Annotated in this window: 11 protein-coding genes; 5 read left to right on the top strand and 6 right to left on the bottom strand. The window is 52.7% G+C overall.

Annotated elements, in window-relative coordinates:
• Positions 1-206 precede the first annotated feature (206 nt).
• From MK110_07835 to MK110_07820, 4 genes are all read left to right on the top strand, one after another.
• Positions 207-1,706 (top strand): aldehyde dehydrogenase family protein, encoded by a 1,500-nt coding sequence (locus tag MK110_07835; GenBank protein ID MCH2211198.1) that lies wholly within the window; start codon positions 207-209, stop codon positions 1,704-1,706.
• A gap of 1,077 nt (positions 1,707-2,783) precedes the next feature.
• Positions 2,784-3,905 (top strand): Gfo/Idh/MocA family oxidoreductase, encoded by a 1,122-nt coding sequence (locus tag MK110_07830; protein ID MCH2211197.1) that lies wholly within the window; start codon positions 2,784-2,786, stop codon positions 3,903-3,905.
• A 108-nt stretch (positions 3,906-4,013) separates the two neighbouring features.
• The gene (locus MK110_07825; protein MCH2211196.1) at positions 4,014-5,288 is read left to right on the top strand and encodes a glucuronate isomerase; all 1,275 of its coding nucleotides are present in this window, start codon (positions 4,014-4,016) and stop codon (positions 5,286-5,288) included.
• A 193-nt stretch (positions 5,289-5,481) separates the two neighbouring features.
• A complete protein-coding gene (locus tag MK110_07820; GenBank protein ID MCH2211195.1) occupies positions 5,482-7,140 on the top strand; it encodes a SpoIIE family protein phosphatase in 1,659 nt (552 codons plus the stop codon).
• 62 nt (positions 7,141-7,202) lie between these two features.
• Here MK110_07820 and MK110_07815 read toward each other — a convergent pair whose 3' ends face one another.
• Both MK110_07815 and MK110_07810 read right to left on the bottom strand, forming a co-directional pair.
• Positions 7,203-7,550, bottom strand: coding sequence for a hypothetical protein (locus tag MK110_07815; protein MCH2211194.1), 348 nt, complete (start codon positions 7,548-7,550; stop codon positions 7,203-7,205).
• A 342-nt stretch (positions 7,551-7,892) separates the two neighbouring features.
• Positions 7,893-8,132, bottom strand: coding sequence for a hypothetical protein (locus MK110_07810; protein MCH2211193.1), 240 nt, complete (start codon positions 8,130-8,132; stop codon positions 7,893-7,895).
• Between the two features lie 114 nt (positions 8,133-8,246).
• On the opposite strand from MK110_07810, the gene MK110_07805 reads away from it, so the two are divergent.
• The gene (locus MK110_07805) at positions 8,247-9,386 is read left to right on the top strand and encodes an NAD(P)-dependent glycerol-3-phosphate dehydrogenase (protein ID MCH2211192.1); all 1,140 of its coding nucleotides are present in this window, start codon (positions 8,247-8,249) and stop codon (positions 9,384-9,386) included.
• A 69-nt stretch (positions 9,387-9,455) separates the two neighbouring features.
• Here MK110_07805 and MK110_07800 read toward each other — a convergent pair whose 3' ends face one another.
• The 4 genes from MK110_07800 to MK110_07785 all read right to left on the bottom strand — a co-directional run.
• Positions 9,456-10,829, bottom strand: a complete 1,374-nt coding sequence (locus MK110_07800) for a tetratricopeptide repeat protein (GenBank protein MCH2211191.1) — start codon at positions 10,827-10,829, stop codon at positions 9,456-9,458.
• A 455-nt stretch (positions 10,830-11,284) separates the two neighbouring features.
• A complete protein-coding gene (locus tag MK110_07795; GenBank protein ID MCH2211190.1) occupies positions 11,285-12,304 on the bottom strand; it encodes a VanZ family protein in 1,020 nt (339 codons plus the stop codon).
• A 60-nt stretch (positions 12,305-12,364) separates the two neighbouring features.
• Positions 12,365-13,720 (bottom strand): hypothetical protein, encoded by a 1,356-nt coding sequence (locus MK110_07790; protein MCH2211189.1) that lies wholly within the window; start codon positions 13,718-13,720, stop codon positions 12,365-12,367.
• Positions 13,721-13,863: 143 nt separating this feature from the next.
• Positions 13,864-14,136 (bottom strand): hypothetical protein (locus tag MK110_07785; protein ID MCH2211188.1); only part of this gene is annotated, 273 nt, incomplete at its 5' end.

The raw sequence follows: 14,136 nt of genomic DNA, 5'->3' as shown, positions 1-14,136 counted from the left end.
CGAGGCAACACAGTGATATCGCCTTATACAGAAGTCTGACGCACATGTTCCGCCAGTCATTTGCGGGTTACACATTCTGACTGAGCGAAAATCAACTCGCCGTAGCGTTTGCAATTTGCGTTGCATCGTCAACATAATCGCGTCACTGGTGAGTTTCTGTATTCTTCTGCACTGAGTTGTATTCTTCTGCACTGAGGAAATGAATCATGTCAACAACTGCGGCCGGGCCCGAACTGCACTCCGACGTTTCTACGTTTCTTTCAAAGTCCCTCCACAAGGCGTATGTGAACGGCCAGTGGGTGGAGGCATCCTCAGACGCCACTTTCAACGTGGTCGATCCGGGTTCAGGCAGCAGAATTGCCACGGTGACCAGCCTGCAGAAGGCCGACGTCGACGCAGCGGTCGACGCGGCTGACGCTGCTTTCAACAAAGGCACCTGGTCAAAGATGCCCGTCAATGAACGTGGTGCCGTACTGCACCGTATCGCGGAGGCGGTGGAGCAGCGGCTTCATGAGTTTGCTCAGGTTGAGTCTCTCGACTGTGGTAAGGTGTACGATCAGGCGGTTGGCGACATTCAGGGCCTGATTGAAACATTCCGCTACTTCGCAGATCTCGCACAAGCGGTGAACTACCGCAACGTTCTGGCTGTGAAAGGACACGAAGCCTGGGTCGCCCGACATGCATGGGGGCCGTGCGGATTCATTATTCCCTGGAACTTCCCGTTTCTGCTTGCCGGATGGGGACTCGGACCGGCACTGGCAGCCGGCAATACGTGTGTTCTGAAACCGGCTGAAGACACACCGCTGTCTGCACTCTATTTATGTCAAGTGATACAGGAACTCGATTTGTTACCGCCAGGAGTCCTGAACGTTTTGCCAGGCGAAGGAGAAACCGCGGGAGCTGCTGTTGCCGCCAATCCAAAATTCCGCCGTATGAGTTTCACAGGTTCCCCCGAAGTCGGACGTCTGGTTGCAGAGGTTTGTGGTCGTAATCTTGTGCCTGTCAAGCTGGAACTCGGCGGCAAGGGTGCTGCTGTCGTCTTTGACGACGTCGATATTCCGGAGACAGCTCAAAAACTCGTCGAAGCAATCACCTTCCACACAGGACAGGTGTGCTGTGATGCAACTCGATGGCTGATTCAGAAAGATATTTACGACAATTTCGTAGATGAATGCATTACCAGGATGAAGTCTGTCAATGTCGGTTACCAGATGGACGATGGGACGCAGATGGGACCGGTCGTGAATCAGAAGCAGCGTGAACGCGTCCTGGGTTATCTGGAGAAGGGCGTTGCCGAAGGAGCAGAGCTTGTGCTCGAGGGCGGGGCCGCTGATGTCGCCGGCCGTGACGGTTATTTCGTCAAGCCGGCACTGATCGCCGGTTCGCTCAACAATGTTGCCGCCCGTGAGGAGATTTTCGGCCCCGTTGCTTTTCTCTCTCCGTTCGAAAACGAAGCGGAAGGACTGCGTCTGGCCAACAATACGGACTATGGACTGGGCAACAGCGTATGGTCTTCCGATCTGTCACGCTGTGCTCGTGTGGCTGAATCGTTTGAATCCGGAAATGGCTGGATCAACGCGCACAATGTCATCGTCCATGGTGTGCCGTACGGCGGTGTGGGAAAGAGCGGCATGGGTGGCGGAGTCATTTCTCCGGAAACACTCAATGATTACCTGAGACCAATTTCCGTCGTCAGACCGTTGTGATCAACGGTCCGAGTTAACCAGGGTAGAGACAGCCGCACAAGCCCGGTATCCGTAACATGCCGGGCTTGTGCTTTGACCAGCGACGGATCGACAAATACAGATCCCGATGTCCGTGCACTCCGACAACAGCACGCAGTATCGTGGCTGATTGTTTCGTATGTGTATGTGGCAAGATGCCGTGATCCGGTCCCACGGTTTGGACACTTGAAATGTCCAAACCTGGAGCAGCCAGCAGTAGTATCCGCTGTGAACTGTCCTGATGAGTCTGCATTGCCTGACGAACACAGAAACCGCCGAGAATTCCGGCATGAACACGAGAGAGTCTTCGCAGTCTGATGACTCATGAAGAATTAACGTCGAATCGCTGGATTTGAAATACCAACGCGACTCTATCCGACCGCACGTACCTTTCGGCCATTCCGCGGCCAGGAAAATCCAGTGTCAAATTCCCGAGTATTCACTCGTCTCCGGCCATTGATACAACTTGGTGTCGCTTTCACACGTGGAACCACTGTTCCCACGTGAACAACTTTTGAAATCGTAATTGTCGGGTACGTGATATTACCGGAAGGTTCCTGCAGAACAGACGCTGAAGTCAGCCACGAACAAACGCTAACCATACCCCGCAATCGACACCACAAATGTGCGCCCGCGGAAAACCGCCCCTGTTTCCACGGTGACCGGAGTCCGGACTCCGGAAGCCTGATGGTCATCTTCGTCGACGTACACAGCTACAAAAAAATATCAGCCGTCAGACCGGCGGAATCCAGCTGTCAATCATGATGAATGATCGGAACACACGGGAATACGTGGGATTAGACACCTCCACGACAGCACGAGACCGTGTTTCCGCGACTCACCTGTCTGCGAATTTGGTAACCGCAGGGAGTAATCGTCCGCAAGGACAGCCAGTTGACCGGACGTTGAATTTGTGAGTTCACGCAGGCGCTATCGACTTCCTGTCTGTCGTGTTTGCCGGTTACTTGAGAAGTCCGTTCATTTTCGACAGGATGCCCCCCGCTGTGATGGTTCCTGGACATACTCATTTCACACTCTCTGTATCGGCCGGTCTTTCAAATGTCTGAATCAATCTGTAACTGGGGCATCCTGAGTACTGCAAATATAGCCATGAAAAACTGGCACTCGATTGCATTGTCCGGCAACGGTCGAGTGGTTGCCGTTGGCAGTCGCAACTCTGCGAAAGCTCAGTCATTTATTAATGCCTGCCAGGCGTCCGTTCCGGTTGCGCATCACGTAGATGCAGTTGAAGGTTATGAAAATCTTCTGGCCCGGGATGATATCGATGCGGTCTATTTGCCGCTTCCTACTGCACTGCGAACCGAATGGGTAATCAAAGCTGCCAATGCCGGTAAACATGTGATGGTGGAAAAACCCTGCGGAGTCACCTCTACCGACGTGCAGCAGATACTTGAGGCCTGCCGTACCAACAACGTGCAGTTCATGGACGGTGTGATGTTTATGCATAGTGACAGGCTGCCGGCCATGCGAGCGGTGCTGGACGACGGCGTCAGTATTGGCCCGCTGAGACGTATTACCAGTCACTTCAGTTTTTGTGCAGAAGACGATTTTTTTTCCTCCAACATTCGTGGCAGCGGCGGGCTGGAACCGGCAGGCTGTCTTGGTGATCTGGGCTGGTACACCATTCGTTTTTCACAATGGGTGATGAACTTCGAAATGCCGGTCGAAGTTCGAGGTCGGATTCTTCAGGGCGTACAGCGCCAGGACAGCACAGAAGTCGTTCCGGTCGAGTTTCAGGGGGAACTGCACTATGCCGGCGGTGTGTCAGCAACGTTCTTCAATTCTTTTCGGTCACACAATCAACAGCTGGCTATTGTGTGTGGTGCTCTCGGAGATCTGCAGTTGAATGATTATGTACTGCCGTTTTACGATCGCGAACTGTCTTTTGAAGTTTCCAACCACTCATTTGAGATGGATGCCTGCCGGTTCAATATGGCCCGCCACACGCAACAGATCAGCGTCAAAGAGTACGCCAACAATGCAGCTGATGCACAGGAAACCAAACTGTTCCGCAATTTCGCGGACCTGGTGAATTCCGGCCGGCTGGATGATCACTGGCCGAAGATCACACTACAGACTCAACAGATTCTTGATGCCGCCCTCAGGTCGGCGCAGAACGGCAGCGAACCTGTTCCGCTGCAGGAGACTGCAGCAGTCTGAAACACAAAAACACACTCAAACGGTGTCTTTGGTATACAGCCTGCGTTTCTGGTGAACCATCACCGAATCGGCAGACTGCTGAATCAATTTTTATCCGAAAGTCAGTCGATGTCCGCTACAGCCGAGATTCTGTCAGAACTTGAAACACTGCGTTTGATTGATCCCCATACTCACATTAATCCCCGTGCGGCCTCGTCAGATTCGCTTGCTGATATTCTTGGATACCACTACTACACGGAACTGGCGCACTCCGCCGGTCTTCCTCGTGATCAAATTGAAGAGCCCGGCATCGATCCAAAAGAAAAAGTGGCTCGTCTGGTGCCCTGGCTGGCAACGATTGAAAACACGGCGCAATACAGCTGGCTACTGGAAATGTGCCAGGTCTTCTTTGGTTTCGAAGGGAGCCTTATTGACGAATCCAACTGGGAAGCCCTCTATGATTCCTCACAGAAACTGATGCAGACAAAGGAATGGGAATCCACCGTTCTGGAAACAAGCAAACTCGATCAGGTCTATCTGACCAACGATTTTGACGATGATCTTACCGGCTTTGATACTCGGTTATATGTTCCCTGCCTGAGAACAGACGATCTGGTCTTTGGTCTTCAGAATTCTGAAGTGCGTGATCGACTGACGGTGGCCACCGGGGTTACGGCGAAAGATTCCGTGACATTACGGCAGGCGGCGGGATCACTGTTCGATTATTTCGCGGCCAATAATGCACGAGCGTGTGCGATTTCCCTGCCCCCGGACTTTTCTCCGGAATCTGTCAGTGATGCTCGTGCGGACATTCTCCTGGAAAAAACAGCAGCGAATCAGACACTGGACACATCGGAGGGCAGGGAACTCAGCTGTTTCGTATTCCGATGCCTGGCAGAACAGTGTGCAGACCGGAAGTTTCCTTTCGATCTCATGATTGGCGTCAATCGGAAAGTCTATGAAAATGGTGTCTATCAGGGACAGGATCTGTATGACAAACGCGTGTCACTGATTCAGTATCGTCAACTGTTCAACACGTTTCCGCAGGTAACATTTCCGGTATCGGTCCTGTCTGAAACAAGCGGACAGGAACTGGTGAGCTACGCCTGGATTTTTCCGAACGTCGTGCCGCATGGTCACTGGTGGTATTCGAATATTCCGGTATTCATCGAAAAGGACTGCCGCAGTCGGCTGCAGGCGGTCCCCCGCACCAAACAGATCGGCTACTACAGCGATATGTATAAGCTGGAGTTTGCTCTGCCGAAATTCGCAATGTATCGTCGAATCCTGGCCCGGGTGCTTGCAACTGACTTCGTACGTGATCGCAATTGGACTGTGCTGCAGGCCGTTGAGCTGGGACGTCAGATTCTGCGGGGAAATGTCGAACGGGTCTTTGGAGCGTAACAGTAAAGCGTTCACCGGAAATTCGCAGAAGGTCGTATCGCAGGCACATGCTGAATCGGTGCCGATAAATCCCCGAATCCAGGTCAAAGTTACTTCGAAGGTCTGATGAAATACAGAAGAATACCCACCACACTGGTTACCTTCATCAGTAACTGCAGTCTGAACGCAGACGATTAGCCGGAGACAGCCCGACATGGCTCGCCTTGTTTTGTTGCTTGATGGTAAAGCGACACCTTACGAATTGACCCGGCTCCCGGTTCAGCTCGGCCGGCATCCGGACTGCGACGTTCATCTGGATTCGGGAATGGTATCGCGATTTCACGCCCGGCTGGTACGCGATCAAAATCGATATTTGCTGGAGGATCTGGGCAGCGGCAATGGTTCTTTTCTTAATGGCAGACAACTGGATCCCAACACGCCTCAGGAACTGCGAAACGGTGATCGAATCAAACTGGGTCCTATGAAGCTGCGGTTCGAAAAGGATGTCTCGAACCAGGTGGGTACGGACACGTTTGAGCTGACGACGGGCCTCGAGCTGAGTGACTATGACACAAGCACAATCATGGGCTCCGCCGATGCCAGCGGGTATGGTTTTCTGGAGGTGCGCCCGGAAGACAAGCTTCGAGGCATTCTGAAGATCAACGAAGCACTGTCTCGTACGGTTGAATTAACCAATATTGCGCCAAAAATCCTCGATACACTGTTCGACATCTTCCCTCAGGCAGATCGTGGAATGATCCTGATCAAGGATGATTCCGCCGCACCACTGATTCCGGTAGCACAGAAGCATCGAAACGATTCCATTGATGAATCCGTTCGAATGAGTCGAACGATTCTCGATCGCGTACTCAATGATTGCAGCGGAATTCTGTCAGCCGATGCGGCGAGCGATTCGCGATTTAGCGCCAGTGAATCGATTTCCAGTCTAACCATCCATTCAATGATGTGTGTCCCGCTGCTGAATCTGGAGGACGATCCGTTCGGTGTAATCAGCCTGGACACTCAGAATCCGCTGAAGCGATTTACAGAGGATGATCTGCAGCTACTGCTGGCCGTGGCCACACAGGCAGCCCATTCCTACGAAAACACGCGACTGCTGGTTTCTCACGTGGAGAAACAAAAGCAGGACAAGGAAATGGTCATTGCCCGAAATGTGCAACGCGCTTTGTTACCGGACCGATTACCTGAAGTGGATGGATATTGCTTTTATGCCTCCTACGACTCGGCTCAGGCGGTTGGCGGTGACTACTTTGACTGTTTTCAGATCAGTGACACCAAAGTTTGTGTAGCATTCGGAGACGTAGCCGGGAAGGGGGTTCCAGGCGCTTTAATCATGTCAAGAATCTCCAGTGTTGTACAAAATACTCTGAGTTTCACCGACGATGTCAGTCTGGCGGTCCGCAGAATCAATGATCATATGTGTCATAAAATGGTCGAAGGACGCTTCGTCACCTTCATCATTGGTGTACTTGACCTGAAGAAAAATACGTTCACATTCGCGAATGCGGGACACATGTCACCTTTGATTCGACACAACTCCGGTGTGGTCAGCGAAGTCGATGATGCTTCAATCGGAATTCCTGTGGGAATTATGCAGGACTATCCGTACGAGGTTGAGAAACATCAAATCGAACCTGGTGACACATGGGTTCTCATCACTGACGGTGTCGATGAAGCTATGGATCCGGATTCAAATTTGTATAGCAAAGACCGTGTCAGGCGTTTCGTTGGCAGCAACCAACACACACCCGAAGAATTGTGCAGGGCTTTGCTGACAGACGTGCGCACGCACGCTGCCGGTCGTGCACAGAACGATGACATCACCATCATGGTATTTGGTCGAAACGGCTAACACCGGACTCCGCCGGTGGAGGTCTGCCGATTTCGCTGTATCGTTCTGCCTGACGGCATCGATTAATCCGCAGACGAGCGCCAGTGCATTTCCGTGGGTTCTGCAACTTTGCGATAGCCAAGACTCATCAGAACTTCCAGCACTTCGCTCCAGGTTGGAAATGGACGACCACTCTTGCGTTTGTACTCGTCCATTGCACGCATGAATTCCACTTCGTTCAAGGAGTAGTCACGTTCGCAGGTCGTCGGATCAATCTGTCGGCGCCGTTCCTGCTTCCGACGGTCAATGATTTGCTCCTGACCGCTGTTTTCTGACGCAATATCTTCCGGACGATGAATTTTTCGAATGCGTCGATCGTTATTACTTCCGCGTCGATCTGTAACCACAAGATTAGAACTGGTCGCCAGCATGATTCACCTCTGCACGCCCTGAGGGAAAGAAGGACACCATTCCAGCCGCCGAAGACAGATGGAATCAAAGGCAGTCCTTTGGAAAATGCCCTGAAGATCCGCTACCGTTGCATAACGGGAACTTCACATGACAATGTCATTCTTCCACACAATCACACTGACAGTCGGATTTTTCCGTCTGGCGAAAGCAGGCAATGAAGAGTAACCTGAGAGAATGCAGATAAAATCCGGTTGTACCGAATATACGGACCGTTTGGCAGAGGTGGGACGTATTCTGCCGAAGGAAACAACCAACGAAAATCCAATTCACGCAGGGCACCGGTGTCGAACCTGCAACAGGAACTACCTGTGATATCCCAGTGACTGCATCACGTCGAACAGTTCTTCGAAAGTAATAAATCGACGGCAGTTTTGAGCTTTATAGTTGTCAACTGCGTCAGCCAGTTCCACAACTTCCGGACGCGAAGAACGTTTACCGTCACAGAATTGACGTCTTTCCCGGCCACTGCCGTCGGACTGATTTGTCCGGCGACGATTCTGAAACTGCGACTCGGCGCCCGGTTGTTCTGTTTGTTGCAACATGGCAGTCTCTCCCGCTGGATTTAACACCTGGCAAACGAAAAGTCTTCCGTGTGACTCGACTCTGGGCTGCAATCCTTTGGCAGGCAAACGCAATCCACGAATCAGCTGCTGATTGTGACTCTGTTCACCTCGCTTCGTCACGAATACATTGCCTGCAACGCCGACAATGATTATTTCGTCTCGTTTGATACGATGCCGTTCGGCGACAATCACCAGTGCTGCGAGATGCCAATGCCTGATGACTTTCACAATCCACGCACATCTGAAGTGATCGCGGTCTTGGGCGGCGGGTCTATGGGCACGGCCTGTGCGTCTGTTCTGGCCCGGAATCATCGACATTCGGTACGTCTGTGGGTGCGTAATCCCACATTTGCCGCACATATTGATGAGACTCGTGAAAATAGTCGACTACTGCCAGGCGTTCGCCTGCCGGAGACAGTTCAGGTCTCAGACGACTTCACGGTGGTTTTGCAGGGTGCCACAATCGGACTGATCTGCATCCCGACAAAGGGCATTCGGTCAGCATGCAAACTCACTGGTCCTGCAATCGCACCCTCCACGCTGCTGGTGAGCGCGGTGAAAGGAATCGAGGTCGACACACTGCTTCGGCCCAGTCAGATTTTGCAGGAATTACTCGGAGCACGACCGGTCGTCGCTCTGGGTGGTCCCTGTCACGCTGAAGAACTGGCCCGAGGGCAGCCGACATCAGTTGTTGCAGCCTGCGATGAACGGCCACATGCAGAACGTGTTCGGGATACGTTGTCCGGTGAAACACTCCGGGTCTATTCGAATGGAGATCTTCAGGGGGTCGAACTGGGTGGAGCCCTGAAAAACGTCATCGCGATTGCAGCCGGCATCTGTGACGGACTCCAGCTGGGAGACAATGCGAAATCAGGACTGATTACTCGCGGTCTCGCCGAAATGACACGGTTTTGTCGAATCATGTCGGTCGCACCTGAAACGTTGTACGGACTGGCCGGAATCGGAGATCTCATTGCTACCTGCGGCAGTCAGCACAGCCGTAACCGACACGTTGGAGATTTGCTGGGACAGGGCTGGACACTCACCGCAATTGAAAATTCAATGAATGCTGTTGCCGAAGGTGTACTGACTGCACGCAGTGTCCGAAACCTGAGTCGGGAATATCAGATCGAAATGCCAATCGTGGAAGTTGTCTGCCAGGTGTTGTTTGAAGGGCGGTCCCCCCAGGCGGCTACGCACGATCTCATGCAACGTCCTCTTCGATCCGAATAATCAGGACGCACATTTCTTACTTCGACATCACCAGCGGAGGCCGGATGAATCTGCTGACTGCATCCGGTCCTATTCACTCTCCGGAAACGGAATCGGCTCTGTATTTGTCGATGGCAGTCGTCCGGCCAGTGCGTCCTCGATCCGTTGCGCGGCCTGGAAATCTTTCTCGGCACCGGTTTGGTCCCCATTGCTGTGGCGCCGTGCCCCACGATCACGATAGGCCTGTGCGAACGTTTCGTCGAGACGCCGGGCGGATTCGAAGTCTTCGATTGCCTGGTCGAGGTTATTCATCACCAGCCAGGTTTCACCACGAATCGAGAATGCTTCCAGTGAGGCCTCAATCACAAGCGATTTTTCACAATCATCGAGTGCCTTTTGCAGGTGACCAGTCTGTGCGTGAATCCGCGCACGGGCATTCAGCGCATCCGTATTCGACGGTTCCAGAGTCAATGCATTCGTATAGTTATTAATCGCTGCCTCGTACCGCTCCCCTACTGCCAGACAGTCTCCTCTGTCAACCCAGCGTGCGGCGTCCTTCTGATTCCGATTCAGATGTCGGGTTAACTGCGTCAGACGCTGAATCCACGCTATTGTCCGCTGATCGGCGGCGACCTCATCAAATCGTTTCAATTCCCGCAAAGCAACCTGGCGGTGTCCGTACCAGCGTGCATCAAGATCGTCATGTTCTATCGCTTTGGTAAATGCGGTACAGGCGGCTTCATAGTCTTTAAGTCTCAGGTTGATCAGACCTCGATTATTCCACGCCGCCACATAGCTCGGATTCAGCTGAATCGCACGCTCAATATTTAGCAACGCCTGTTTCAGATTTCCCTGTTTCATTTGTGCAAACCCGATATTGTTCCAGCCATCTACGCATTCGGGGTCGCACTCAACAGCCATCGTGAACTGCTCAACGGCCTCACTGAATTTTCCCTGCCGCAGGTAAACCAAACCACGATTGTTCCAGGCCACCGCGAACCTGGGATCCAGTCTGATTGCCTCGGCGAAGTCACTTAAAGCGTCCTCATAAACCCCGTTCGTCATCAAAAAATAACCCCGAACGTTGCGCAGTGCTGCGTTTACGGGATCTGAGAGGATTGCTGAACTGAAATCAGCACGGGCGCTGGCCAGTTCACCTGCGGAAGCATAGATATCAGCGCGCATCCGAAGCAGCCGCGTGTCCGACGGGTCAATTCCAATAGCCTGGCTGAGTGCTTCAATGGCCTGCGGACTCTTTTGAAGATCAGCCGCCTGTCGAGCACTGGCAATCAACTGCTCAATCGTCTTTCGCTCCTCCTGACTCAATCGTGGAACGACGGTCTGTTCCCGGTCCGGATTCTGTAAATTCAACGTGACACCGGAAGCAACCTCTTCCGATTGCGGCGTCTCCGAACCGCAACCGGTGATCGCCAGAATACAAACGCTGAGAAAAATATTACGCATTGGAAGAGTTCCTTCCCTGGAACACCAAGAATCGCTTGAAATTCACACGAAACAACACACTACGGAAGCTTCGGTTCGGCGTGAGACTCATCCGATCAGCGATTGTTTTCCTGAGGGACTGCATGCAGCCGTGCGTGTATAATACGGCTATAACTGTCGTTGCTTTACCGTGTCAATTGCGATTCGTTATGCAGAACGACGTATGACCTGAAGTTACTGCCGACAACCGTAAAGAACCGGCAATGCCAGCCGATCATCCTGACGCGTTGACTTCCGGATTCACACCTGGATTCTGTGGTCAGTTGACAATCAGTCGTATGCCCTCGAGATTCAGATCAATGTGAATTTATATCCGGTCCAGGAAAGTGCAACACTGGACAGTTTTGAATGCTGCGACCGGAAACAGTTTGCCGTGGCTGGTTTCCGGTATCACCTGGATGGTTTTCAGACTGTCACTAATGTTGACTCACGTCAGACATCGGTTCCCCGTCCACCGGAAACGATTCGTCGATTAGTAATCTCATGTTGTCCACCAGTACACCATGGCCGGCCGTCAGACCGGCTGTGAACAGTTCAACAGACGCGATCTGATCCAGATTCATTGACCGAGATTCCGGGGCATCCGCTACGTCGACCAGTTTTACGCACAACGAACGCACGGTCGTCGGCGGAACCGTGAATTGAATTTCATAACAGTCCGCCGATTCGCCTGCCTGATCCACATGTGCCCGGTCATGGATTTTCAATGTCAGATTAATCGACACGGATGCGGTATTGTGGATGTCACAGGCAAACCGGTCGTAACCACGCCAGTCCATTACCGGCCACATCAACCTAATCCCCGAAAAACGACCAGGACAAAAGTCCAGACGCAGTGAGTGTTTCCCGTGACTGGCCCATTCAGAGGTGCGCCTGATCACTGCCTGCTGTTCGGTCCATGCACCAAGATCAACGCGTCGTTCAAACGAAGCCAGCAATGGAAAATCGCGTTGTTGAATGACGGCTCCCCAAATTCCCAGTGCCGGCTTCAATGTCGCCAGCACAAGTACCATAAATGAAGCAGTCACGAACAATTTTTCCCGACCTCCGGTAGTCTTCCGACTGCACATCCAGAGAACTCCGGCAAGAACGCCGGCAGCATTGGAGACCAGATCTCTGACTGACGGACTTCTTCCGACAAAACTCTGCAGGTACTCTCCCGCGCAGCCAAGCAGCACACATCCTCCGGAAATCACCATCATCTGACCGCCAGCGAATCGAGATGATTGATCGTAAGCTGGAGACAGTCCGGTACGGTATGGATCAAAAAACTTGACAAATATCAGCAGCAGCCCGCAAAACACCGGGGCGTGGGCCAGGTCAAACAGCTCAGACCACAACCGGCCCGCCAACGGAAACGGAAAGACCAAACAAATCAGAACCAATACTCCCGGCAGGAGTATCAGCGGGATACGACCACGGATCGGCCGAGTCAACTGATCAGCAGCGTTACTCAGGGCAGGGCTCTCAACGATCTGTCTTTCCGAGCGCAACTTCTAACGACGAATTCGAACAGGGTCCAGTCCCGAGACTTCGATGAAGTCTCCGCCGATGTCATCACGATACCATCGTTTTCCATGCAGTCCCACGGACTTACCAACAAACTCCTCCAGTGCAACACTGTCTGTTGGTTCCAGTTTGGCAAGTTTGCGTCCGGATGACGAAGTCAGAATATAGCCTCCATCAGGCAGCCTCTGAACAATGCCGGCTCCGACATAACGACCGCCTGGCTGGACCATTCCCGGAAGAGTAAGCAAACCAGGTACTACGACGGCTCCAGTGTCCTGATCAGCGGATCCCTGCACAGGTTGTTTACTGTCGGAGGGAAGTTCCGCATGCTCAACCAAGGGTGTGGGCATATCGAGTATCGAGCGTTGCGAATCGGCGACAGCGACATTCAGTGGCGCCGGCTGATCATCCAACTCCTGTTCCCGTCCCGTACTATTTCCAAACTGAGATGCAATAAGTTCAGCATCACGGCGTTCCGTCGCAGACGTCAGACGTTTGAAATCTTCATACTCCGCCTTTCTTCGACGATAACGATCAATCGCAGGGAACCTCAGATCGATCTGACCTGCAACGGGCCGCCAGGTTGCTTTATCACGCAGTTGATCGTATTCCGACTCAATACTCTCCAGGTCCCAGGTTGTTGGATTTCCCCGCAACATAGCTCGAAACCGCTGATCAATTTCTGCCAGACGCCGCTGTTCTGAACGAATCTGCTGAAGCCGTTTCAATCGGGCACTCGGAGTCACCGCATCAATAACTGATCCTGAATCCCGACGTGGACTCCGCAGTGAAACAGAGGGAGCCTGAAACGGGTCGCGATCGTGATTCTGGCGAGTTGTCTCTTCAACAGGAACAACGGCATCTCCCGCAATCCAGCGTCGTTCACGTGCCGGAGGAGTAATTTTGTACATTTTCTGAATCCCGGCGACTGTGTCCAGATCCTGTTCTCCGAGGATAACAACACGAGTTCCGCTGGAAACTCGACGCTGCCATACGCTGGACTCATCTTCAAAGTCACTGCCGACGAAGACAACACACCCGTCTTCGGTAACGGTGCCCGCGTCCTGACCGCTCCGCTGCACGTACTGCGCCCGGATCCAGCTAAAACTGCCATCAGGAGGTTCAATTGAGAGCCATCCACCCTGATCGTGACGATGCACGGTCACCAGAGCATCCCGCTCCAGTCGCTGGGTCGCATAATAATCCTCGCTGCCACCACTGCGGACAAGAGCATCGTCCCTGACAACAATTGCCTTGTAAGGAAATTTCCGGATCTGCCCGTCAACATGTTCTGACGCAAATCCAATTGCCAGAACTGACAGCAACACTGCATAATTTCGCATGAGATGTTCCATCCATCAGACATGACCGGTCCTCAACATCCAGTATGCAGGACCAACAGCATTCCAATATTTATCAACTGAGCCCTGCTGTCGGCACTGCGATTCCGCCTCGAATCAGGGGAATCGATCGGCACTCAATGGCATCACGATGTCTTTCCGGCAGAAACTGCCGAGCCGTGCAAAGGCAACGTCCGGACATGCCGAAGTGTCGGAAAAATATCAGAGACCTGCTTAAGTTCGCCGGAAGCAGCGGGATGACATTCCGGCAACTGAGTACCGCAGATTCCTGAATTCCTGTGCTGTTCATAAAACAGAGAAGGGCGCCGCCCCCCCGCGGCGGGCGGGGGGGTTGTTTTTGCGGGGCGCCGCACGGAAGCATCAACCCCCCCCGAATACCAAAAATTAATTAAATATAA

This window comes from Fuerstiella sp., assembly GCA_022447225.1.
GTDB lineage: Bacteria > Planctomycetota > Planctomycetia > Planctomycetales > Planctomycetaceae > S139-18.
This window is presented reverse-complemented; position numbering and strand designations above follow the sequence as displayed.